Below are 22,857 nucleotides of genomic sequence, written 5' to 3'. Positions count from 1 at the left end.
CCCTCGCAAGGCATTGGAATTGTTGAGGAATATACCATAGATTACGTCCCGGCGCAAGAAAAAAATTGCAAATAATCTAATGATTTAAACTATTTGTCGGATCTTCTCTTTTTGCGGTGGCATCATTCCTGTCAATCAGATGTATATCGGTGAAACGGCGGAAGTGCTGGCATTGAATGGCTCCGCAGTCGAAATCGGACGACTAAAAAGTATGGGGCTAAGGGAGGGAAAGCTGATCGACCTTCTACTCCTTGATCTCCTCTTCGCCAGAAAGCTCGTCATTGGGCTCGACAACTCGCGGATTGCCTTCCATGCGGATCTAGCCGAACGCATCCTGGTTCGCCCACTTAAGAGCCATTATGAATATATCAAAGCACAGGCCTATTATGACAAATTGACCAGTTGCCTCAACCGCCACGTCGCCGACACCCTCATCCGGGAGGAGGTCGAGAAATTCGTCGTCAAGTCTGTTCCCTTCTCCCTGCTTCTAGCTGACGTTGACCATTTCAAGCGGATCAACGATACCTACGGCCATCAGATGGGCGACGGGGTATTGAGAGATGTTTCGGAGGTGCTGCGACGGGGGCTACGGCGTTCGGACGCCCTTTGCCGATGGGGAGGAGATGAGTTTTTGATTTTGCTGCGAGGAACGGTTCTGGATGAAGCCAAAGAGATTGCCGAGCGATTGCGCCAAAAGGTCGAAAGCTTTGCCTTGCCGCTGCTGCTAGGGCATGGGGTGACGGTGAGCATTGGCGGCTCTGGATTGCCCCCTGGCCGGTCGCTCGATCGCCTTTTCGCCGAAGCCGACTCCGCCCTCTATGCAGCAAAAGCGACCGGGCGCAACCGGGTGTCGATATGTTGACACCGAGCTTTCATTTCCCTGTGCGGGCCATTCCTCGCTCCTCCGGATTCGCTTTGGAGACCTGTCAACTCCATCAGTTTGCCGAAGCCTTGGGCAATGCCGTCGATGCGCGGGACGCCGCGACCTTCCATCACTCCGAGGAAGTAGCGGTCGTCAGCCAGATGCTCGCAAGAGCTTTGGGACAATCGCCGGACCAAGCGGAAATGATTCATCTGGCCGGGCACCTGCACGATATCGGTAAAATCGGCATTCCTGACGTGGTCCTGAAAAAACAAGGGCCGCTCAGCCCTGAAGAATGGGACTGGATGCGACACCATCCGGGAATCGGAGCTGCCATCGTCAACCCGGTGGATGCGTTTCGCAGGCATGGCATTGCGGATATGATTCTCTGCCACCACGAGCGTTTCGACGGCAAAGGGTATCCATGCAGGCTGATCGGCGCCAACATTCCTCTCGGCGCCCGGATCATTGCCGTAGCCGATACGCTGTCGGCCCTGCTCCAAGACCGGCCTTATCGCCAGCGAACGGATCTTGCCGCTGCCTGTGCTGAGATACGGCGCTGCTCCGGTACCCAGTTCGACCCGCTAGTGGTTCTTGCTCTCGAATCGATCATGGACAAGGTAAAAGTCTTTTTCAATACCAGAGCAACCGTCAATCCAGCCCATCTTACTAGGAGCCTGTCTGGTGCTGAAGATCTCGGGCTTGCCATAGCGGGCAAACGCATCTTCGAGCACGTCCACGCAGAAGTCGGAATCCATGGTATTGGATAAGCGCCAAGAGAGAACCTTGCGGCTGGCCCAGTCCATAATGACCACCAGGTACAGAAAGCCGCGCCGCATGGGGATGTAGGTAATGTCGGCACACCAGACTTGGTTGAGCTTCTTGATCGTCAGACCGCAAAGGAAGATACGAGGCCGCGGCGGAAATGCCCCGGAAGATTTTGGGCTTCCAGGCTGCGGTGCCCGCAGACAACGGTGCTTCAATGAGGCCGGGGCGGAGATGCCCCGGAAGATGATGATATTGGTGGAATTCTTGCTGATGGTGTTATGGCTTCAATGAGGCCGGGGCGGAGATGCCCCGGAAGATCCCGATTTTAAAGATGAAAGATCGGTAGCAGGTGGAGCTTCAATGAGGCCGGGGCGGAGATGCCCCGGAAGATAGTGGTTTACCAGTCAAGGATGGTCCAGACTGCGATGCTTCAATGAGGCCGGGGCGGAGATGCCCCGGAAGATCTTTCATCAGGCAAAACACCACCCGAAGAATCAGTGGCTTCAATGAGGCCGGGGCGGAGATGCCCCGGAAGATATCCGGCGAAGCCCTCGACTATAAAGATATATTCGTCGCTTCAATGAGGCCGGGGCGGAGATGCCCCGGAAGATTATCCAATGCTCAAATTCTCAAGGTTGTATGTCAAGCTTCAATGAGGCCGGGGCGGAGATGCCCCGGAAGATTCATAAATGACGACATCAAACGCATGGATAATGACGCTTCAATGAGGCCGGGGCGGAGATGCCCCGGAAGATTCGTCGGAATCGCCCGTTGAACGCTGGTTTGGCGTCGCTTCAATGAGGCCGGGGCGGAGATGCCCCGGAAGATTCTGCAACCGAAGCCCATCAACCCCCTTGAGCGCCCGCTTCAATGAGGCCGGGGCGGAGATGCCCCGGAAGATGCTCGAAGCGCGCTTTGCTCGCGCACAGCGCAAAGCAGCTTCAATGAGGCCGGGGCGGAGATGCCCCGGAAGATTGTCAGCTCCGGCAAGTAGACATCTAACCCAGAGATGCTTCAATGAGGCCGGGGCGGAGATGCCCCGGAAGATAAGCAGTAAATGTACTACATGTCGGATCCCAACCGGGCTTCAATGAGGCCGGGGCGGAGATGCCCCGGAAGATGCTTGGATTGCCCACGTAAGTACAATGCCTTGCGCAAAGCTTCAATGAGGCCGGGGCGGAGATGCCCCGGAAGATTTGGTTGATGTCCAGGTAGAACTTCTTGAGAGGCGCTTGCTTCAATGAGGCCGGGGCGGAGATGCCCCGGAAGATTCTCCCTCATGGGCAATGGCGTATCCAAGAGCACGGTAGCTTCAATGAGGCCGGGGCGGAGATGCCCCGGAAGATAATACGTTGACCGGTGAGCTATTCATTTGCACGGAGCTTCAATGAGGCCGGGGCGGAGATGCCCCGGAAGATATGGTAGCGAGCAGACCGACACCATTACCACCACCAGCTTCAATGAGGCCGGGGCAGAGATGCCCCGGAAGATGTGCGTTTAGTATAACTCCATGTGTCGGACAAAGTGCGCTTCAATGAGGCCGGGGCGGAGATGCCCCGGAAGATCAAGATGAAGGGAACTATTACCGATCTGACAAATAAGCTTCAATGAGGCCGGGGCGGAGATGCCCCGGAAGATGTCGAGCGAGTTCGAGTCGGCGACGATCGACCTCAAGCTTCAATGAGGCCGGGGCGGAGATGCCCCGGAAGATGGCATCACCGAGAAGGCCGCAGACGCCGAGCTGCCCGCTTCAATGAGGCCGGGGCGGAGATGCCCCGGAAGATCCGACGTAGACGCCGTTGCCGAGGTCTTCCTTACCGCTTCAATGAGGCCGGGGCGGAGATGCCCCGGAAGATGTTGTCGTCGGGACGGAAGCCGCCCCGAAAAAAAGGCTTCAATGAGGCCGGGGCGGAGATGCCCCGGAAGATCCGCGCCGGATCTCGGCCAGATAGCCGGCCAGGGTGAGGCTTCAATGAGGCCGGGGCGGAGATGCCCCGGAAGATGATGAGCGGCTCATCTGCATCGCCAGGTTCGAAGCGCTTCAATGAGGCCGGGGCGGAGATGCCCCGGAAGATTTTATGGAGGTATTCAACGCCGCGACCGAGACGGTAGCTTCAATGAGGCCGGGGCGGAGATGCCCCGGAAGATGGGTGTTGCCGGACGGACATCAGTCGTCCAGACGTTGCTTCAATGAGGCCGGGGCGGAGATGCCCCGGAAGATGCGAAAGACCGCATCGAAAGCTATGTCGGCATTGCGGCTTCAATGAGGCCGGGGCGGAGATGCCCCGGAAGATTAAATCCTGTAACTGGAGAAAAACAGAAAATTGACAGCTTCAATGAGGCCGGGGCGGAGATGCCCCGGAAGATGCCGGGGGTCAATGTTACCTCCTCTTCGCCAACGAGCTTCAATGAGGCCGGGGCGGAGATGCCCCGGAAGATGCAGCGGGCGTCCATGGCCTCGCGCTGCCAGGCTTTGCTTCAATGAGGCCGGGGCGGAGATGCCCCGGAAGATCAATGTCCGCGTCATCCAGGGCGACGGGGTTACCCCGGCTTCAATGAGGCCGGGGCGGAGATGCCCCGGAAGATAGCAGCCTCGGCAGAGGGCTGCATCTCCGTCATAGCGCTTCAATGAGGCCGGGGCGGAGATGCCCCGGAAGATGACGATCAACGCCGCCGAACAGGGCTACCGCGAAGAAGCTTCAATGAGGCCGGGGCGGAGATGCCCCGGAAGATCACTTCGAGCTGACCCGTGATTAACGTCATCCGCTAGCTTCAATGAGGCCGGGGCGGAGATGCCCCGGAAGATACACCGATTGTCACCGATTCCCTCTTTACCGGCGTCGCTTCAATGAGGCCGGGGCGGAGATGCCCCGGAAGATCCTTCCCGTTCCGTCGAGCGTGTCGGCATAGGCGTTGCTTCAATGAGGCCGGGGCGGAGATGCCCCGGAAGATAAGATATCCCTTTTTGAAGAGAGAGCCAAAAACGTTGCTTCAATGAGGCCGGGGCGGAGATGCCCCGGAAGATACGCTTCGCCGCTCTTTACTCCCTCCCGATATGATTGCTTCAATGAGGCCGGGGCGGAGATGCCCCGGAAGATCCGGAAACAGCATGGATGCCTACCGCTGGTTCGACCGCTTCAATGAGGCCGGGGCGGAGATGCCCCGGAAGATAATTTTTACCGCTGCTGACGTATCCGCCCTTGCGGGGCTTCAATGAGGCCGGGGCGGAGATGCCCCGGAAGATTTCGCCGGAGCAGAAACGATGGCTGGCGATTTTTGGCTTCAATGAGGCCGGGGCGGAGATGCCCCGGAAGATAGTACATTTACGACACCGTCGAAAACGTCAGCAACGCTTCAATGAGGCCGGGGCGGAGATGCCCCGGAAGATCTTTGTCGCCGACCAGAGCATCGGTCACGCCGTCCGGCTTCAATGAGGCCGGGGCGGAGATGCCCCGGAAGATTGCGGTACTTGGAACGGAAGCCTTTCAGCGCGGCGTGCTTCAATGAGGCCGGGGCGGAGATGCCCCGGAAGATCATGGTTTCCACGCCATTATTTCCCCCTCGCCTTCTTGCTTCAATGAGGCCGGGGCGGAGATGCCCCGGAAGATGATATTTTCGGCCTGTCCGCAGCGTCTGCATACTAGCTTCAATGAGGCCGGGGCGGAGATGCCCCGGAAGATGAGAAGGCCGCAGACGCGGAGCTGCCAAAGGCGTTGCTTCAATGAGGCCGGGGCGGAGATGCCCCGGAAGATGCTGAACTCCATGGTTTCCGTGGCGGCATCGGCGACGCTTCAATGAGGCCGGGGCGGAGATGCCCCGGAAGATAGGACCAGGGGCGAACCGGTCAACCGGCCAAAGGCTTGCTTCAATGAGGCCGGGGCGGAGATGCCCCGGAAGATAATAGAGATCAAGGACGCATGGGAGAACGACAATTATGCTTCAATGAGGCCGGGGCGGAGATGCCCCGGAAGATGGCAGCTACGTCACCCAACCGCCGATGGTCATTGTGGCTTCAATGAGGCCGGGGCGGAGATGCCCCGGAAGATCAGGATCGAACGGCCGCAGTAACCCAAGCTCTCCAGCTTCAATGAGGCCGGGGCGGAGATGCCCCGGAAGATGATCATCACGCCTACCTGACCCTCGCCGAAGAGATGGCTTCAATGAGGCCGGGGCGGAGATGCCCCGGAAGATAGTCTGGTTGTAACAGTAGATGAATCGCGGGTTCAAGAGGATATTTTCGAGAGGTTGGTAAATACATCCCGAAAAATCGATTCCGGCTTGGCCATACCCCTCTTGCAAAAGAACAACTATTCGATTTTCAAAGAACTTATCCCGTTCGAGCACCTCCCGCCCTTTCACCACCACCTCAGCTCTCGCACGGTTCAGGCAACAGCGCCCCGCAAGGACGGCCATCAAACGATCACCGGATCCCGCTGGATCGGCTCGAAACTCTTGCCGATACTGCGAACATGAGGGATGACGTTCTCGGCCGGACCCAGGTCGAGAATCAGCACATGGTCTTCGCGGTGATTGACGATTTCGCTGATAGCGGCTTCCAACTGCAACATCCGCATTTTTCCCAGCCGGCACTGGAATACCGACAACTGCAACCATTCGCCGTAGCCGTGCATGGTTTTGAAGAGACGACGCCAGCGGCGCGGGTTGCCGACATCGTAGCTGACGATATAAAGATGATCCATGGCCGTTACCGGGTCACGAAAACGGGATACGAAGGGATCTCCCCCGTCAGAAAACGGATCAGCAACCGGGCCTGCACTTCCAGCAACCGACGGTAGCTCAGCCGATATTTGAAGATCGGATGGGTCACCTCCTGATTCATTCGCCGTTCAAAGGCGGCGATAAAACTCTTTCTCCCCTTTTCGGTTAGGTTACATGCGCCAGCGGCGTGAACGAAATCTTCCCGCCGGACTTCGCCGTTGTTGATCGCCGTCAGCACCGTCGAGTCGGCGATCAGCGGCCGGAAGGGCTCCATCATGTCGAGCGCCAGGGCCGGCCGGCCGAACCGAGGTTGATGATAGAAACCCCGATAGGGATCGAGTCCGACGGCGGCCAGGGTCACGGTCCACTCGCGGGTGAGCATGGCATAGGCGAAGGAAAGCAGGGCGTTGACGGGATCGCGAGGCGGCCGGCGGTTGCGGCAGGTCATGTCGAACGCCATGGCGCCATCGTTTGCGCCGCTGAACATGCCGGAGAATTTCTCGAAGTAGCGTCCAGCCGCCGTCCCCTCCACGCCCAAGAGTGTTTCCAGCGAGTCGGACCGCATGGCCGACCGAATTCCCCGATGCAATGCCGCCAGAGCCGGTTCCACATCTTCCCCCTCCTCTTTCCAATTCCGTTTCAGCAGTGTGCGGCCATTGGCGATTTTGCCGGCGACCAGGCGCCGGGCCAGACGCAGACAAACTTCGGAATCGAAACTGGCCCGGTATTGAGAGGTTCGCGTCTCCACGTTGCGATGCCCGGTGCTTACCGTGTGCCCCATGAACCAGCCGCCGTAACTAAGCCAGGTAACGGGGATTTCCCGAACCAGGCATTCGTGCAAGGCGGGCGTGGAGAGGCTGGCGTTGCCGAACAGCACTACCTGCGAGGTATCGCCATAGGCCGCTGTCGCAACCTTCTCTTTTTCGACCTCGATAACCAATCGTTCGCCGTCCTTGCGCACATAGGCCCGAGGCGATTGCACGTACAGCGGCAGACCCTTTTCGTTTGCGGCGAAGATCGGCCGAGGCGGCAACCCTGCCTGGCCTAAAAAGCGGATTTCTTCGGGCAGGCAGATTCCAACCAGCGAACAGCGAGGACATTTGGGGCTGTCCTCCAGCGGCGGGGGGATATTTCCCTCCCGTGCCATCGCTCGGAAATTTCGGATAGCGGCCTGGGTCAGTTCCATCAAGGCATCATCGAAGACGACCGGAACCCGCTCTTTCGAGGCGACAAAATAGAGTTCGCCGCCGGGGCATTCGTATCCTTGTTCCCGCAACAACAGGCCTTGGGCGCACAACTGGACCCGCTCGGGATCGTAGGCGCCGCTCGCCACATGGGGGCGCTTGCCCCGCTTGTAATCCACGGGACGTACCTCGTTTCCCGTCCCTTCGACCAAGTCGATCTTGGCCGTGATCCCCAGCAGGTCGGAACCGAGACTGACCGACCGCGAGTGGATCAATTCGTCTTTCTCCGGGGATTCCGGCAACGGCGCTCCGCCTTTACGATCCACCCGTCGGTGCTTGATGGTTCCGTCCACCGTGTCGGCGCTGGGCGCGAACTCGCCCTGGACCCACATCTGATAGCCGAGCCGGGGACAATAGACGAATTCGTTGAGCATCCGTACCGGGATCAGGGGAAAGTCTTCGTTTGTGGCCTTCATCACACCCTCCATGCAATATTTCCCAAATTGGGCATTGCCCACATGATCGGTCTCTGCTATTTTTGCTTCAGGAGGTCGAAACCCATGCTCACACAAACAGATTCCCGCCGACGGATTACCCTGCCCCCCACCACCGGCATCAAACCGGGCGACACGGTGGATATCGAAGTGCTCGAAGACGGCCGCATCCTGCTGATACCGGTGGAACCCGTCCCCCGCCATCAGCTGTGGGCCTGGACCGTCGAGACCAAGGAAGCCATCTCTCGATCTCTGACCGATTCCCGCCCCTCGGAGAAGATCGAAACCGAGAAGGACGCGGAAAAAGTCGCCCAAAGGTGGTCCGGTGAGGATTGAAATCCGTCCCGCCTTCGACGAAGCGGTCATGGCCGCCGAATTGCCGGTGCGCAAAGCGGCGGCCAAAATGCTGGTGCTGCTGCAAGCGCTCGACCTCCCCGAATTGTGGAAACATCCCGGCCTGAACTTCGAAAAACTCCACGGGATGATCGAACCGACCACCGGGCAGCAACTCTACTCCCTGCGCGTCACCGGCAGCTCCCGGGCCATCGCCTGCTTGCTCAACGGCCCGACCCTGGTGCTGGTCAGCCTGCATGTGCAGCACGACAAGGCGTACCACCGCAAGTAATCCTTCCCACCTGCCCTTCTTCCCGTATATTCCAATTTCTCTACCACACAGTCGCATTATACCTTGGGTGCGAAAAGGCCAAGGCCGTAGTGGCTGCCGTAGCCGAGACAAAGCGGCCCAACAACGGGCTCAGCAAACCGAAGCCGAACTGTAAAACCACAATTGACGAACGGTGGCGGTCCGTGTTTGCGAATCCGCGTAAAATGTCGATGCCGCAGAAACTCAGGGTTTTCCCGTGGATCGACGATCACCACTTCCACAGGTGCCGGGAAGTTCCGAGTCTCCAGTTCCGCGCCAATTTGTCCGGCCAGGCTGTTCTTGCCGTTGGACTTGAGATGGCGCGGAGGGACGAACGGAGTATGGCTGACCCATTCGGTTGCACCGTCCAAACCAAGGATTGAACGAAGGCCATCGCTACAATTCCCTGCCAGCGAATTCAGCTCTGATAACTCACTGCAAGATGCAGCCAAGGCCAGATGAAGTGCGTCGGTGTTTTTTGCATAAGTCCTGCGCGCAGCCCGTACCGCTGTTTGTGCGGCAGCGTCAAGCCCAGCCGGCGCCCAGACCAAGAAGTGGTCGAGTTGTCCGTCGCGGTCGAGGTCAAGCGGCAGGATGTGGGCGTGCTCATGGCGTCCGCCTAGTGGCTTGCGGTTCTCGTCGCAGCCAGAAAGGATGCGGTGATGAGACTTAACCTTATTCACTAGAGTCTTGTGCAGCCTCTCGCCGTGAATCAGGGAGTAGGTGACCGACGGCAGTGCGTGGCGGTTGCCGGTGGCGGTCGCCATGGAAAGAAGAATCGCCTGAACCGGCGGAGCATTCACACGCCGAGCCTGAGCCGGCACACCGACCCTGAGAGCATCGCGTTTGCGCCAGTAGAGCACTCGACGACTGCCCGGAGGTTGACTCCACCCTTGTTTCTGCAGCCAGGATGTCTCCTTTTGCAGGGCATCAAGAAGGTCGAGCGGATAGGGTTCCAACTCTTTGTCCCGCTGTTTTTGTTCTTTCGCCGACAGCTTCTTTCCATTCGACGGCAACGGAAACTTGGCAGCTACGGCGTCTTCGGCCTTTTGACGCCATGACCCGTAATCGCCCTTCCGCTGGGGAGCCAGCAGCGAGACCTGCTCCCACCCCCAGCCCGGTGGGGCTTCGTTTGGTGAGCTGTTCGGTTCCGGGATCGCCTCTCCCGTTTCGGCCAACCGCGCCTCAACCCAGCTTTCGGCACGCCCCAGATAGCCAAGTTTTGCTGTCAGATCGGCAAGAAGGGACCTCTCCTCATCCGTCAGTTGTACATCCCAGGTCACATACAGAGCGCCTTCGTCGATCTGCGCCCAGGTGTCGAAAACCAGGGTTGTTTTTTCCCTCCCCTTGTCGAGCGTAGCAATAGGCATGTAGTGGCGGCTATGGGCGCCAACGGCCGGCGGCAGATGATACTCGGGGAGCACTTCCGCCAGTTTGGCGATGAGGCTCTGAGCCAACCACGGTGGCGCATCCCCATCCCAATTCCCCTTGGTGTAGCCGACAGAGAGAAGCGCACGCAGCAGCCGCCAGGGGGAGGGCGGCCACTCAACCATCCCTTCGTTGACGTGGTGGCCCCAAGGCGTTGCATGGTAACGCCGACCGGGGAACGTAAAGATCAAGGTCGGCATGGTCACTCCTTGTCTGGGTCAGTAGAGTTGGCCGCCTCAGCTTCATCGTTTTCCTGGTCCTTACCTTTTTTCAGTTCGTCGTTGAAGTTGACTTCGCTGACGGTCATCCTTTCCGCGCAGGCAGCAATGGCAGGACGCAAGGACTCCAGCAATGCCGTTCCCGGCGGCAGGGCAAAGCCTTTGGGGGCGGTAGCGCTGACCGTCTCGTTAACAGCCTGAAGATCGCAGGCGGTACGAAGCCGCAGATTGCCGTCGAGCAGAGTACGCACTTTGTAAAGGGCCAGCAGAATAAGTAGACGTTCCACTTCGGCACCAAGCCCGTAACCACGAATCTGAGCCAGATCGAGCTTGACATACAAGTTCAAGGACTCGGCGGTAAATTCGTCCCGCGCGAAGGGGACATTGCCGAATCCGTCTTTGGTAATCCCGGACGGATTGACGTGATCGTTCTTGACGCCGCCGGAAGCTGCGGTTCGTACGCCGTCAGCCTCTATGAACGCCTCTATGGCACGGGAGACACGGATACGGCCATCGATGCTTTCGAGAAAAACACCATGGAGTAAGGAACCAATATCAAAATGTAGGAGGGCCTCCGCCAACCAGTTTCTGTTCAGAAGAGGTGAGTCATTCGGGAAAATCCGGCTCTTAATTGCCGTATGAATCTGAGGTTGGCTTTCAAGTGGCGCCGACTTTTCAATATAGGCACTGTTCAAACGATGCGGTTCCAAAATACTGTCGGTAAGGAAGTTCCCATTCCGGCTAACCCGAACATGGGACAGACTGGCAAAGTCAGGGTTCAAAGCATTGCTGGCCTCGTCCCAGATGGTCAGTTCGAGGCGGTTGGCCATGCTCTGCGCACTCTCGACCAGCAGCGAAGTCCCCTGTTTGGTCTGGAAGGTCGCGGCACCGAGGGACGGAAAGCCGGTCGGTTGGAACCGTTGCCCCTGCAGGGGAGTCAGCGGAATGGTGAAGAGCAGGCGTTTGGCGGTGTTGAGGGGCGATAGATCGACGGACATGGCAATCCTCCTTGGTCAGATGTTGGCGTTGGGATCGAGACGACGGACGAAATATCCAGCGGTGTTTTTAGAAATCGGGAAGGCCAAGGCCGCTGCCCAGAGCCGTGCGGTTTCGGGGGAAACGGTGGCGCACTGCACCGTGGTGCCGATACCGGCGGCGCGCAGGCGGCGGCGGGCCAGTTCGAAAGCCGTGGCGGCATCGCCACTCTCCAGCCGTCGGAGAATGGCCGGGTCGATGCCGATCTCGAGCCCATCTTTCAAAGGCCATGGCAGGTGAGCCAGTCGAATGGCAAGCCAGGCATCGTCGGGGGTGTCGTGTTGCCAAGACGAAGGCGGAACGCAGTCCCCTTTCCAGCGGCGAAGATCGAGGGCCATGAGCGCCCGAGACAGTTCCAGAGTACGGTCGAGGTCGATGCCTCCGGCCAAGAGCCGGCCGATATCGGCTGGCGTGGCGCCATCTCGTTGTGTTGGAGCAAGTGGCAATCGTCGCCGCCCGTTCTGAGCTGCTTCGATAAGCCGACGACGCACAAGGGCAATGGCATCGTCCAAACCGCTGCGGCCATGGATGACAACGTCTGTCCTTTTCAGTAGTCGTGTCTGGGTTCCGGTTCCCGACTTGGCAAACTGACCTCTCCCCTGCATCGGCAGCCAATGCCGGCGCACACTGCTGGTCCAGTCGTATCGGTTGTCGGGGTCCGTCTGCAAGGCCAGGGCAAGGGCCAAGCGGAATTCAGCCGAACCGTCGTTGGCCGCTGCAACCCATTCGGGGCGCAACGGCGGAATCGGCCCGGCCCTGAAGCCACTCCCCGAAACCATTACCGCTTCCACCTTTGCTAGGGCCAGTAGAACTGCCTGCCAGTCGGCCGGGTTTTCTGGGTTCTGCGTGACAGCAAAAAGCGCATCCCCAAGAGCCCGCTCAGCTTGCCGGAACCGGGCAGGAGCGTTCTTGTCTCGGGCCTCGCGGCGCAGAGTGAAGAGCCAACGATAGCGGTCAAGGTCGTCAAGGCAGGGGAGCTGGGGAGAGAGCTTTTCGGGGACTCGGAAGCGGCCGAGAGGAACGGCAAAATGGGTCGCAAGATTATTGCGCTGCTGGTAACCATACCTGACGAATTCGTGAATTCCTTGTCGGACCCCTAGCGAGGCAATGGCTCGCACCATTGACCATGCATCCACGGCTTTGCCGCGAACTGTCGTCGCTCGCCCATCAACGAACATCTGGGAAACTTCCGATGCCAACATTGGCTGACGCCAAAGTGGGAACCATTGTTCACCTTGCCCAGGAAGCTCCTTACCCTTGTTGAGTTTGAACTCGTCAATCCTCGCCTCGCTAGGGTAACCGAATGAAGTTGGCGCCATATAAAACGGTGAGGACATCCACCGGGTACTGGATGTAGAGCTTCGTGTGGCAACGGCTGAGCGCACTATGCAACCACCTTCCAAGGCCAGCAGCAAATCCCAGGGAGTTGCCGCTGCCCCAGGTATAAATTGCCCCATTGACTGGGCCCAGTCGCAATGCGGGTTAGTGCTCTCGCTGAACAAGACCAGCGGCAAGGCATGTGCCCATGCCTTTTTCATTAGGCACTGCTCGATAGCCGCCATGTATGCCGCCGTATAGCTTCCGCTGCCTTCATTCCCCCCAGTGCCGAAAATGGCCGGGTGTTTTACCTCAAGTTCATTGCCGGCACCGATGATCGAAGCCACGGCATCCAACCAAAGCGTGGATTTGCCCCGAACGGAATGGCGTAAGGATTGAATAAGTCGACTTTTGTCGTCATCGTCAGGTTTTTTCCCTTTGGTCACTGTGGTTAAGGTGGCACGGACCACCTTAACCGTCTCCTTGTACACCTTGAAACGCAGGTCAGACGTTTGTTCAATATTCTCCAATACTAATCGTGCGCTTTTTTCCGAACTCCCAGGGTAAAAACCGGACCGTCCACCCCATGGGTTAAATATCGGCGTCGGCTCATACTTTTCCAGGAAGAACCTTTCCAAGGCATCCCGGCCCAGCACCGTCGCCAGTCGAAAACGCTCCCCCTCCCACCATCCACGGGCCTGCGGATCGGCCTGTTCGGCGACCAACCGCAGAATGCCGAGCGCCTTCAGGTAGTGGGCGAGGGGCGCAGGAGCACAACCGCTCAACTCGTGAATGTGCATCTTCATGGCATCACCTCCCCGCTGAGCAGATCGTCGGCCGCAACCGTCGTCATCGACACCCGCTGATCGGCAGCCCGCATGATCGCTTCATGCCAGGCCAAGCCGAACGGCCCGTAGGTCGCCAGCAGCGACAGCACTCGCTCAGTCCATCCCGGACCGGTCCGGGGATTGAGACCGGCTGCGGCCGGGAGCAGATCAAGGCGACTTTCCGGAAAGCGCGCCGTACTGCCGTCGGCGGTGAATAGAGGCAATGGCGGTAAAACCTCGCCGTCTCGAATCCCGCGAATGCGCAGGACGGTATCCGTCGCTTTCTGATCCGCCGGGCAGGCATGCCACGTCAGGCGAACCTTGCCGTGGTGTGCGCAGACCAGATAGAGCAGCAGATTGAAATGTTCTGCGGAAAGGGCAAGAACCTCTTGCTCGATAGGTGTCGGCAGTTCCGACGATGGTAGAGGGATGACGGGCTCCATGCCTGCCGCAGCCAGAAAATCGCGCCATGGCCCGAGCAGTGCCGGGTGGTCGGGGTCGTGACGCTGCAACACGTCAAACAGCGCCAACACCGTCGCCAGTTCGTGACGGTAGCCGCGTCGGCCCTTGTTGCGCGCCCAAGCAGGGTCAGGCGCCTTGGCCAAATCGTTCCGGTCGGGACGGTCGGTGTCGACGATTTGGGACTGGAATGCGACAACATGCGATTTGCCGATATCGTGAATCCGTCCGCCAAGATCGTACAAATCAGAGTGCTCCGGGATCAATTCGCCGGCAATGAACCCTGCCAATCGGCCGACCTCGCGGCCGTGGGTGGCGATAGTCTGCCAGCTAGCGGCCCTGCTCAGCGATTCGTCGTCCTGCGCGGCATCGGCCATATCTGCCGTCTGGGGTACCGCCGCGGACACTGTCGGGACGGGTGAGGACGAGCCTTCATCCCAACCGCTAGTCATGTCGTAGCCGCCGCACTGTGCCGCAACCAGAAGGGTTTGACCGGGATAGAAATCCCGCCCCTCGGCAGTGCGCCAGGTCCCTTCCAGCCAATCCCAGACCCAGGCATGCATCCCTTTGTTCAACCGATTGTTCTTGCCACACAACCAAGCCTTGGCCGCAAAAAAGGGAACGGCACAAAGCGCCTCCCTGGACAGTCGCAAGTCATCGGGGGGCATTCCCTTTTCAGCGATTTCTTCCCAAAAAACCTGAAGATCGCGCTCGTCGCCGGAACGGATGAACCGGCTGATGTCGATGTCGGTGCCGGACAAATCGGGCGTGGTATCGAAGAGTTCGTCGAGTTCGTGGCGCAGCAGCAGATGGGTTGGTTCGAAGGGATAAAGGCGGGGAAGGAGGTCGGCATGCTCCTCCTCGAAAACTTCAAGCGACTTCGGCGCCACATCCGAAAGTTGTGAAAGAGCCTCGCGTGCCGCATTGATCGTCTCGACGGCATAGGGAGCCGCCGCCTTGTCGTCCTTCGGCCCGGTGTCGACGACAATCACCTGCGCAATTCCTCCCCAGCGAGCGGCACGACCAAATCGCTGCACCGAACTGGCCCAGGGTGCCAGTTCGGTGACAAGCAACGCGGCCGATATATCGACCCCGGCTTCGATCACCTGAGTGGCGACAATGATCCGGTCGGTCCCCGGAGCACAGGCGTTCCGGTTGAGGAAAGCCGACCGCCATCCGGCCCGTTCGGCCGGCCGAAAGCGGCTGTGTATCAAGCGGATATCCGTGCCGGTCAGGGATTTCTCCTTGGCTAACACCGCATAGACCGTCACGGCCGTCTGGACTCGATTGAGCACCACCAATGTCGGCCCGCGCTCCCCTTTGCCGGCGGCAGCATGCTCGGAGGCAACCAACTTGGCGATGGCCTTGGCATCTTTAACGGGGTCCAGTCGGCAAGGCTTTTCGACATCGTCCCACAACCGGCCTACCCGCGCTTCGGCAGAGATATTTACAGGGGGCAATCCGCTGGTGAGCATTGCTGTGTCCGGGCTCTTTTTCAGCCAACTCTCTTGCAGCGTCGCACTCATCCACCAAGTATGCACCGGCCTGAAGAGCTTCCGCGTCGTAGCGTCGTCATCGCGAAACGCCTGCAACTGGGCTGAGGTCGCCAAGCCGACATCCATCAATTGCACCTCGTCCATCACCCACAGCGCATCCTGGCTGAGCAGCCCGAATTCCATCGGCCAGCGGGCACGTGCCGCCCCATATCCGCGATTTAGAGCCCGGGACAGGAGCATGTCCTGGGTTCCAATCAGAACCGCGCATTCCTCAGGGTAGAGTTGCCAATCGCCGCCATCCGCTCCGCCCATCAGCAGATGAACGCCAACCTTTCCGGCATGTTCGCCACCTGCCCAGAAAAGACCGATTGACTCAAGTCCCAAGCGCACTTCCTCCGCGGTCTGCTCCACCAACACCCGCATCGGTAGACACCAAATCAGCCGCCTAGGCCAACTTTCGTCTCTCTGGATAACACGATGCCATAACCACACGGCAAGAATGCCAAGCGTCTTACCAAATCCGGTAGGAATACGGATTAGTCGGTTGGCGCATATGCTCTGTCTTATTAGTTCAACCTGCCAGTCATGTGGCATCGCATGGCCAGTTAACCGATGAAAAAATTCCTCGAACGATTCCATTCGATACTCCTCTTCTGAAAAATAACCTTCACTCATCCCACCAAATCCCCAGCATCCATCCGATCACCAAGCCGGTGAGAAAATTTCCCTGCCGCTTTTGTCGCTCCGGAATCGCAACCGGCAGCGGTGTCGGCTCGACATCGATCCGCATCGCCGAGGTGCCTATCGGTCGGGGGCGTTCGTACTCATCCGGCAATTGCCATTTGCCCAACCAGGCAAGACATGCATTCGCCAAGTGCAACATCCTACCGACTAGGATCGCCAGCCACAGCAGGGGTATTGCCAGCACCGCCAACGCCAGTCCGAGAAACGGGCCGAGCAGGGCGCCCGCCAGCAGGCCGACACAAAAACCTTCCTCCGAGCCCAGCCAGAGGCCGATACCCACCCATGAAAGAACGATGAAAAAAACAGCCCAACCGGCAGAGTTCTCCACCATCCAATCGATACAACGAAACAACCAGTCGCCGGTGGCGGTCATTCCGCGCAGCCAGGCGGGGGCGGGACGGAATGACCGATCATTGCGGCCAACGGGGATACGAGAGCGTTTAATCATGGCTATCCCTCCATCCCCACCGTCACCTGTAGCATCCGCCAGGTCGGCCCCTCGGGCCTGACATCCGTCACCCGACAGGTCAGTTTTGCCCCCTGCCGCAGCAGTCGGCTGAGATGGCGGTTGTCGGTGCGCGGGACGTAGCCGAGCTTGACGCCTTGGTGCTCGATGCGCACGGCATAGGCGTCGAAGTGGTTCTCCGGCTCGGCGACCAGGTCAAAGGAGTTGCCGGGCCGGAACTGGTGGATGCTGGCGGGACCGGCATAGTATTGAAATCCCGCGACGGGGAAATGGTTGAGATCGTAATGAACCGGCCTGCCGACCGCAGGCCGCGCGGAGATGGCTAGAAACGGCAGGCCATGCAGAAAGGAGCGGCGTCCGGTTTTCATAAGCACCTTCGCGATAAAAATCCCATTCTGCGGAGTAGCTTACGTCATGACCTGTGACACCTAGCGCCGTAGGCCCGATTTATTTTTTCGTTTTTTCGTAAAGCTCGGCCATTCGCCCGATTTCGCCGAGAATCTCGGCGCGCAGTTCGTCCGGTTCGAGCACTTCGACGTCGGCGCCGTACTGCATGATCCGCAATTTAATTTCACGATAGTCAGTAACCACCAGCCGCATGCGCAGCGAACCATCGGGCTCGGTCAGCATTTCTTGTTGTGAATGCCAAAGCTCCCGGGCGATCCACCGTGCCCGAAAGGGTGAGAATCGCAACGTGACGGTTTTCAGGTCACCGTCCTGAAAAATCCCGAAAGCGCCCTTTATCTTGGGCCACCATTGTTCTTTCGGCTCAGGAACGAAGGTCTGTTCGGTCATTCGCAGGTTCTCAATGCGCGACACGTTGAACTTACTCCACCGCTCCCGCCAGCGGCACCAAGCCAGCAGTATCCAGCTACCGTTGTAGTGTTGTAGATGGTAGGGATCGGCGGTCCGATCGGTCCATTGATCGCGGACGGGGGAATAGTAGCGAAATGCGACCCTGCGGCTCTGAAGCAGAGCGCTGGCGAGAGCCTGAAAGGTCTGGCCGTCGGCCGGGGGATAGCCGTTCCAAATAGCGGAAAAGGAGTCGCGCAGCCGCTGTTCGCCGAGGCCGAGTTCGCCGGTTTGGGCAAGCAGTTTCTTGCCGAAGGAAGCGATGGCGTCACTGAGGATGCCACCGGCGCTTTGCGACAGCAGGTTGCGAGCGAGGAGGATGGCGAGAAGTTCATTCTGGGAAACGAGGAACTGAGGCAGGGTGAAGCTGGTTTCGGGGTAGAAATACCCCTTGCGAGCGGGATCGTATTCAAGGGGAGCGCCTAGACGGTCACGCATTTTCTCGATGGTGCGCTGCGCGGTGCGCTGGCAGATCTCGAATTGACGGGCGAGCGTGCCGGCGTTGGGGTAGTTGCCGGCGCGAATCTGGGCATCGAACCAGCTATACCGTTCAAAGACGAGATGTTCGACCATGGACCGCCCTCCAAGGTAGGATTCATCCTGAACCGAGAATTCCGGCTCACATTTCATTCCATGGAAGGCATTAACATAGTCTGAATTCACGGAGATGACAACCTTCTCATGACAGTTTGAGCCAAGAAGGTTATCGAGCAGCCGTCAGATACTTGCAACGCCCACCTCCAAAGGGAGTGTGCAACCAACCCGTCACGAATATATCCCATGCTCGATGCGGCCGAGAATCGCGAGCACCTCTCCTTCCCCATCCGCGCGCATCAAGGTGTCGATCGGCGTCTGTCCGCCCAAAACCATGATTCTCGTCGTCAACCATTCCGCTGCGCTGACCTCGTCACCGAAAACCTCCAGCGCGCGACGCCGGAGAGTCTCCGGCACGGTTTGAAAAGCCGCCCGGTCAAGGGCGGCTTTGATCTGCGCAAAAGAGGCGTCATCCGGGAGCTCTCCCAGGTCGGTGATCAGTTGCCGCAGCAAGGGGTTCTGGCGGTTTTCCGTGGTCCGGCCTGTTGCAGAGGCGAGTGCGCGGCTTTCTTTCCGTACGCGCCGATCAATGATCTGGTCATGAAGAATGATCGCGCAGGCAATCAGCAAGAATACGCTGAGGCCGAGGTAGATGACGACCAAGGGTTCCATCGGCAGTTCTCCTTCTTGTCACGGCATCCGCAGGGCGGAATGATCGGCGATACCGAGTTGAGAATGATTCCGGCCGTGGGCGTGGGGGCTGCGGCGATTCAGCCCGGTGCTGATCCGGTCGCAGCAGGCGACGAGGTCGGCCATGTCGTATTTGGGGATCTTTTCGCACATCTTCCAGGTGAGCAGATAACGAAGCTCCCGTCCTCCTTCCGGCCACTCCCGGTCAAGGTGCCGCAGGTGAGGGGCGAGCACCTCCAGGGTCAGCTTGTCATGGTCGACGGCCGCGCCCAAGGTCGTCCGCCGCATCCGATGGGTCAGGGTAAGGATCTTGCCGACATCATGAAAGAGCGCGGCCACCATCCCCAGCTCGCAGCTTTCCCGGGAAAACTCCCGGTGCTTGGCCACCAGGAAGAAGCATTCGAGGCTGTGCCGCAGCAAGCCAGCGGGAAAGCGGTGGTGATGCTGCAGACTGGCCGGCGCCGAGACGAAGGGAAAGCTGATCCCCGCATCCGCCAGAACCGCTTCGACGAAACTCCGCAGCGGCGGCAGGCTGATCTGCTCGACGGCAGTCAGAAGGGTCGGCAGCAATTCCGGCACCGGGCAAATGCCCTGCGGAATGAGCGCGGCGGCGCTGCGCTCGGCCGACTGCGACAGCGGCTGAACCGAGGTGACATCGATTTGAAGTTTGCCACGATAACGACGCACCTGGCCACAGATTCGCACCAGGGAATAGTCGGGGAGGTCGAGTTGTGCGATGACCTCTTCCCGCCAGGCGTAGGCCGGGAGGTGGCCGCTGAAATCTTCCAGAACCACCCGCAGGTAGGGATAACCGTCCCAGGTGGCGCTGTGGGTCGCCTCCCGCAGCCGGAAGGTTCCGCAGACCGCCCCCGGCACCAGGTTCGACAGGGCCAACCGCTCAGACATGGGCACCCCCCGCTGCCATCCGCGCGGCCAGCAGATTCTCGAAGGCCGATCCGTCCTGCCGAGTCAGGTTGGGAACGAAGCGCGAGTAGACGGTAAAAAGCATTTCCGTGGAGGTGTGCCCCATCTGCCGGGCGATCCATTCCGGATTCTCCCCCGCCGCCAGCCACAGGGTCGCGGTAGTGTGGCGGGTCTGATAGGGACGCCGCCGCTTCATCCCGAGAAACTTCAGGGTCGGATACCAGATGCGTTGGGTGACATTGATATGATGCAGATTATTGCCGCAGCGGTTGCAAAAGGCAAAACCTCCCAGCTTCCCGGTCACTTCCCATTGCTGCTTCAAGGCGGCAAAGACCGGGTCCGACATATGCACCTCGCGGATGGATCCCTGGGTCTTCGGGGTTTCGATCCGCCCTTCCACCAGGGTCTCGCGGATCAGAATCTGCTTCCGCTCAAAATCGACGTACTTCCACTGCAAGCCATCGATCTCGCCGGTGCGCAACCCGGTGAAGAACCGGACCTGATAATAAAGTCGGAAGTCCGCCCGCACCCGGGAGAGAAAGAGATTCACCTCGTCGAGGGTAAAGGGGTCGACATCGGTCTTCGGCACCTTGAGCGGTTTGATGCCGACAAAAGGCGTGCTAAAATTGAACCGGTCGGCTGCATCATTGAGAATCATGCGCAAAGGCGTCATGATGTGATTGATCCGCATAGGCGACAACCCGAGACGAGTTCCGATTTCGACTTTGGCGAGTGTTGATCGGAATTTCAGGATTTCGCCCTTGGTGATGTGGCTGACCTCTTTTTCTCCGAAAACCGGATAAAGGTGCTTTTCCAGCGTCCCCCGCACCGTCTTCCGATAGGAAATCTTCCAGGAAATCTCGTTCTCCAGGTACCACTCTTCGGCAAACTCCCGGAACGTCTGCCCCTGGCTTCCTCCCGCCGAAGGGGGCCGGTCAACCACCCGACCGGCAGTCGGAATCGGCTGCGCCAGTTTCGCCAGATTGCTGCTGTTCGGGAAATAGCGTTCATACGTGAACGTCCCCTGCTTGATCTCCGCATCGATCTGCGCCATGAAGGCCTCCAGCCGTTTCCGGTTGGCCGGCGTATCCTCCAGCAAGGTCTGCTCCCGGCAGCGCAGGCCCCGATAGAAAAAGTCGAACTGGAGTCTTCCCGTTTCCTTGCGAACTCTGACCTTACCCATAACAGACACCTCCCTTGGCCATGGGAATGACCGGCTTCTGCGCCATGGACGCCTTGACCATGTCCCGCTCGATCGCCTCCCAGATGTAGAGGACCCGGCGCCGGCCGAAGGGACGGATGTAGTGAATCCCCTCGATAAAGACCGCATCCTTGAGCGCGCTGCGGATATAGCGCGAATCGTACCGCAGCCGGGCCGCCAACTCTTCCGTCGTCATGTAGGTCTGCTGTTCCATGTGATTTCTCCTTTCGTGAAGTTGTGAATACTATATATCCCAAGATATTGCATGTCAATCAATTTTTTTGCATAAAAAGTGCTTTATCGCCAACAACACGGATTTAAAAGAAAAAATTCTTGCCCGACGCAAAACTTTGCGTCAAAATCAAGAAAGTTACGCCGCCCTGCTCGGTTCTTGCCAGAGATTGCCTAAGGAGACGCCACCTTGATTCGCTACCACTTGAAACATCTGATGGCAGATATGGAGTTTAGACTTGGGAGAAGGATCAGCCTCAAAGAGCTGTCTGAGGAAACGGGGATACACCTGTCCACGCTTTCGCGGATTGCCAACCAGAAGGCGGCCAATACAACGATCGGCAACCTGGAAAAAATCTGTCAGTTTTTCGGGTGCAAGATCCAGGATCTGGTGGAGTTCTTACCAGACGAGGGGACACAGGGGGTAGGCAAGAAGGATTAGCAAGGCAGGAGGTGAATTTAAGCCAAAGCTCAAAAGTCTCGGGACTTGCTGCTTCTCAAAGGCGAAAATAAATTTGGCACGTTTTTTTATTTCGTAACTAACTGTTTTTCCAAGGAGAAAAAATTGAATTAAGCCAGATGTCATTTGTCGGACGACATTTGGTGTCCGGAAATACGCCGTTTTGGGTCGACCAAATGTCAAAGTCGAAAAAGATGGGCACCGGATGGGCGCGGTTTGGGCACGAACGCAAAAAGGGGCTACGGCGAAGACCGTAACCCCTTAATTTCTATGGCGCGCCCGACAAGATTCGAACTTGTGACCTTTGGCTCCGGAGGCCAACGCTCTATCCAGCTGAGCTACGGGCGCATAGAGTCGAGACTTATACCGCAAGTTGCTTCGGAATGCAACTTCAAATTCCGAGGACGAAATGCAAAAAAGGGGAAGGTTATGGGCCTTTGGCGGGGGCGATCATGCCATAAACCGGCAAGCGCAGATCCGTCAGGTAAGCACTGTCCGTTTTCAGTAGAACATAACCGGAAAGCCGCGCCCCCGCCGTTTTAGGTTTGACGCGAACCTTGAGAACGGCCTCCTGCCCCGGTTCCAGCGTCTTGCTGGAGAGTTCGGCTTCGACTTCGGAGGTCGTGGTCTGCAGAGACGAGAGAACGATGGTCCGGGGGCTCTGGTTGATCAGGCGCACATCGAACTGGCGGACGGTCCCGGCGGCCAGGGTGGCGAGATCGAGACGGGCCGGGTTCAGCACGATTTCGCGTTTGACGGTCCCGCGCAGATGCAGCTCGGTCACCTGCTGCAACGGATCGTTGCTGTACAGATAGATGGTCTTCACCACCGCGCCGCCGAAACGGTTGGAATCGAAAGTCGTCTTGAGTTCGGCGACATCGCCGGGAGCGACGATTTTGGAGGAGAGCAGGGCCACCGTACAGCCGCAGGAGCTGCGAACACGATCAATGAGCAAGGGCTCGTCGCCGGCGTTCTGGAAGCGAAAGGTATGCTCTACCTTTTGCCCTTCAAAAATCTCGCCGAAATCGAAGGTGCCCTTTTCCAAAAGGATTTTCGCTTCCCCGGCGTAGGCGACACCGCAGAACAGCATCAGCGCCGTCACCAGCAGCAGTGATATCCGAGGCATGATTCATCCTTTCCCTTTTTGTTAAAATCGGTTGTTTTCAACACTGAACATGCCGAACTATAACACAGCCCCAAAAGCACTGACCAGTGCTTTGTAGGTTGCTGAATAAATTGACACCTCCGCCTCGACTTGTATAGAATCAGATAAATACTCCTCCCTAAACGCCGATCCATGGAATG

General features: G+C 58.5%; 19 protein-coding genes, 1 tRNA gene, 1 pseudogene and 1 CRISPR repeat array. Of the genes and pseudogenes, 5 read left to right on the top strand and 16 right to left on the bottom strand.

From position 1 onward, the window contains the following. The first annotated feature begins 139 nt into the window (after positions 1 to 139). Positions 140 to 862, top strand: a complete 723-nt coding sequence (locus RBR25_RS12965) for a diguanylate cyclase (RefSeq protein WP_432819976.1) — start codon at positions 140 to 142, stop codon at positions 860 to 862. Further along, positions 856 to 1,632 carry an HD-GYP domain-containing protein gene (locus RBR25_RS12960; RefSeq protein WP_432819975.1) on the top strand — a complete coding sequence of 259 codons (777 nt, stop codon included), beginning with the start codon at positions 856 to 858 and terminating at the stop codon, positions 1,630 to 1,632. The genes RBR25_RS12965 and RBR25_RS12960 overlap by 7 nt, the downstream gene beginning before the upstream one ends. On the opposite strand, the pseudogene RBR25_RS12955 reads toward RBR25_RS12960, so the two are convergent. From RBR25_RS12955 to cas4g/cas1g, 3 genes and pseudogenes are all read right to left on the bottom strand, one after another. Further along, positions 1,540 to 1,749 (bottom strand): annotated as a pseudogene (locus RBR25_RS12955) (DDE-type integrase/transposase/recombinase); the annotation flags it as partial. The gene RBR25_RS12960 and the pseudogene RBR25_RS12955 overlap by 93 nt on opposite strands. 89 nt (positions 1,750 to 1,838) lie before the next feature. Beyond that, a CRISPR array of direct repeats spans positions 1,839 to 5,821; the repeat unit is 37 nt; unit sequence GCTTCAATGAGGCCGGGGCGGAGATGCCCCGGAAGAT. Between the two features lie 221 nt (positions 5,822 to 6,042). Continuing rightward, the gene (gene cas2 / locus RBR25_RS12950) at positions 6,043 to 6,330 is read right to left on the bottom strand and encodes a CRISPR-associated endonuclease Cas2 (RefSeq protein ID WP_432819974.1); all 288 of its coding nucleotides are present in this window, start codon (positions 6,328 to 6,330) and stop codon (positions 6,043 to 6,045) included. Between the two features lie 5 nt (positions 6,331 to 6,335). Next, a complete protein-coding gene (gene cas4g/cas1g, locus RBR25_RS12945) occupies positions 6,336 to 8,009 on the bottom strand; it encodes a CRISPR-associated endonuclease Cas4g/Cas1g (RefSeq protein ID WP_432819973.1) in 1,674 nt (557 codons plus the stop codon). 84 nt (positions 8,010 to 8,093) lie between these two features. Between cas4g/cas1g and RBR25_RS12940 the strand changes: the two genes are divergently transcribed. Beyond that, positions 8,094 to 8,363: an AbrB/MazE/SpoVT family DNA-binding domain-containing protein gene (locus RBR25_RS12940; protein WP_432819972.1), complete on the top strand. Its 270-nt coding sequence runs from the start codon at positions 8,094 to 8,096 to the stop codon at positions 8,361 to 8,363. Next, the gene (locus RBR25_RS12935; protein WP_432819971.1) at positions 8,353 to 8,652 is read left to right on the top strand and encodes a hypothetical protein; all 300 of its coding nucleotides are present in this window, start codon (positions 8,353 to 8,355) and stop codon (positions 8,650 to 8,652) included. Before RBR25_RS12940 ends, RBR25_RS12935 begins: the two co-directional genes overlap by 11 nt. A 56-nt stretch (positions 8,653 to 8,708) precedes the next feature. Here RBR25_RS12935 and csb2 read toward each other — a convergent pair whose 3' ends face one another. The 11 genes from csb2 to RBR25_RS12880 all read right to left on the bottom strand — a co-directional run bounded on the left by csb2 (position 8,709) and on the right by RBR25_RS12880 (position 21,075). Continuing rightward, positions 8,709 to 10,298 (bottom strand): type I-G CRISPR-associated protein Csb2, encoded by a 1,590-nt coding sequence (gene csb2 / locus RBR25_RS12930; protein WP_432819970.1) that lies wholly within the window; start codon positions 10,296 to 10,298, stop codon positions 8,709 to 8,711. A gap of 2 nt (positions 10,299 to 10,300) precedes the next feature. Then, entirely contained in the window at positions 10,301 to 11,314 is a 1,014-nt protein-coding gene (gene cas7g / locus RBR25_RS12925; protein WP_432819969.1) for a type I-G CRISPR-associated RAMP protein Csb1/Cas7g, read from the bottom strand. A 15-nt stretch (positions 11,315 to 11,329) separates the two neighbouring features. After that, positions 11,330 to 13,474 (bottom strand): type I-G CRISPR-associated protein Cas8g1/Csx17, encoded by a 2,145-nt coding sequence (gene cas8g1, locus RBR25_RS12920; RefSeq protein WP_432819968.1) that lies wholly within the window; start codon positions 13,472 to 13,474, stop codon positions 11,330 to 11,332. Next, positions 13,471 to 16,125 (bottom strand): type I-G CRISPR-associated helicase/endonuclease Cas3g, encoded by a 2,655-nt coding sequence (gene cas3g, locus RBR25_RS12915; protein ID WP_432819967.1) that lies wholly within the window; start codon positions 16,123 to 16,125, stop codon positions 13,471 to 13,473. The genes cas8g1 and cas3g overlap by 4 nt, the downstream gene beginning before the upstream one ends. Further along, complete coding sequence (locus tag RBR25_RS12910; RefSeq protein WP_432819966.1) at positions 16,118 to 16,642, bottom strand: hypothetical protein; 525 nt, start codon at positions 16,640 to 16,642, stop codon at positions 16,118 to 16,120. The genes cas3g and RBR25_RS12910 overlap by 8 nt, the downstream gene beginning before the upstream one ends. 2 nt (positions 16,643 to 16,644) lie before the next feature. Next, on the bottom strand, positions 16,645 to 17,028 hold the full coding sequence (locus RBR25_RS12905; RefSeq protein ID WP_432819965.1) for an HIRAN domain-containing protein: 384 nt from the start codon (positions 17,026 to 17,028) through the stop codon (positions 16,645 to 16,647). Positions 17,029 to 17,107: 79 nt separating this feature from the next. Beyond that, the gene (locus tag RBR25_RS12900; RefSeq protein ID WP_432819964.1) at positions 17,108 to 18,085 is read right to left on the bottom strand and encodes a helix-turn-helix transcriptional regulator; all 978 of its coding nucleotides are present in this window, start codon (positions 18,083 to 18,085) and stop codon (positions 17,108 to 17,110) included. 192 nt (positions 18,086 to 18,277) lie between these two features. Next, positions 18,278 to 18,718, bottom strand: coding sequence for an antitoxin Xre/MbcA/ParS toxin-binding domain-containing protein (locus tag RBR25_RS12895; RefSeq protein WP_432819963.1), 441 nt, complete (start codon positions 18,716 to 18,718; stop codon positions 18,278 to 18,280). A gap of 18 nt (positions 18,719 to 18,736) precedes the next feature. Next, on the bottom strand, positions 18,737 to 19,642 hold the full coding sequence (locus RBR25_RS12890; RefSeq protein WP_432819962.1) for a hypothetical protein: 906 nt from the start codon (positions 19,640 to 19,642) through the stop codon (positions 18,737 to 18,739). Further along, positions 19,635 to 20,843, bottom strand: coding sequence for an Arm DNA-binding domain-containing protein (locus RBR25_RS12885; RefSeq protein ID WP_432819961.1), 1,209 nt, complete (start codon positions 20,841 to 20,843; stop codon positions 19,635 to 19,637). The genes RBR25_RS12890 and RBR25_RS12885 overlap by 8 nt, the downstream gene beginning before the upstream one ends. Then, on the bottom strand, positions 20,836 to 21,075 hold the full coding sequence (locus RBR25_RS12880; protein WP_432819960.1) for a hypothetical protein: 240 nt from the start codon (positions 21,073 to 21,075) through the stop codon (positions 20,836 to 20,838). The genes RBR25_RS12885 and RBR25_RS12880 overlap by 8 nt, the downstream gene beginning before the upstream one ends. 207 nt (positions 21,076 to 21,282) lie before the next feature. Between RBR25_RS12880 and RBR25_RS12875 the strand changes: the two genes are divergently transcribed. Beyond that, complete coding sequence (locus tag RBR25_RS12875; protein ID WP_432819959.1) at positions 21,283 to 21,534, top strand: helix-turn-helix domain-containing protein; 252 nt, start codon at positions 21,283 to 21,285, stop codon at positions 21,532 to 21,534. A 289-nt stretch (positions 21,535 to 21,823) separates the two neighbouring features. On the opposite strand, the gene RBR25_RS12870 is transcribed toward RBR25_RS12875, so the two are convergent. Both RBR25_RS12870 and RBR25_RS12865 read right to left on the bottom strand, forming a co-directional pair. Next, a tRNA-Arg gene (locus RBR25_RS12870) sits at positions 21,824 to 21,900 on the bottom strand. A gap of 79 nt (positions 21,901 to 21,979) precedes the next feature. Then, positions 21,980 to 22,678 (bottom strand): DUF1573 domain-containing protein, encoded by a 699-nt coding sequence (locus RBR25_RS12865; protein ID WP_432819958.1) that lies wholly within the window; start codon positions 22,676 to 22,678, stop codon positions 21,980 to 21,982. Positions 22,679 to 22,857 lie beyond the last annotated feature (179 nt).

This window comes from Trichloromonas sp. (assembly GCF_034006665.1).
In the GTDB taxonomy this organism is placed as follows: Bacteria; Desulfobacterota; Desulfuromonadia; order Desulfuromonadales; family Trichloromonadaceae; genus Trichloromonas.
The sequence above is the reverse complement of the archived record's forward strand: the minus strand, read 5'-3'. Positions and strand labels throughout refer to the sequence as shown.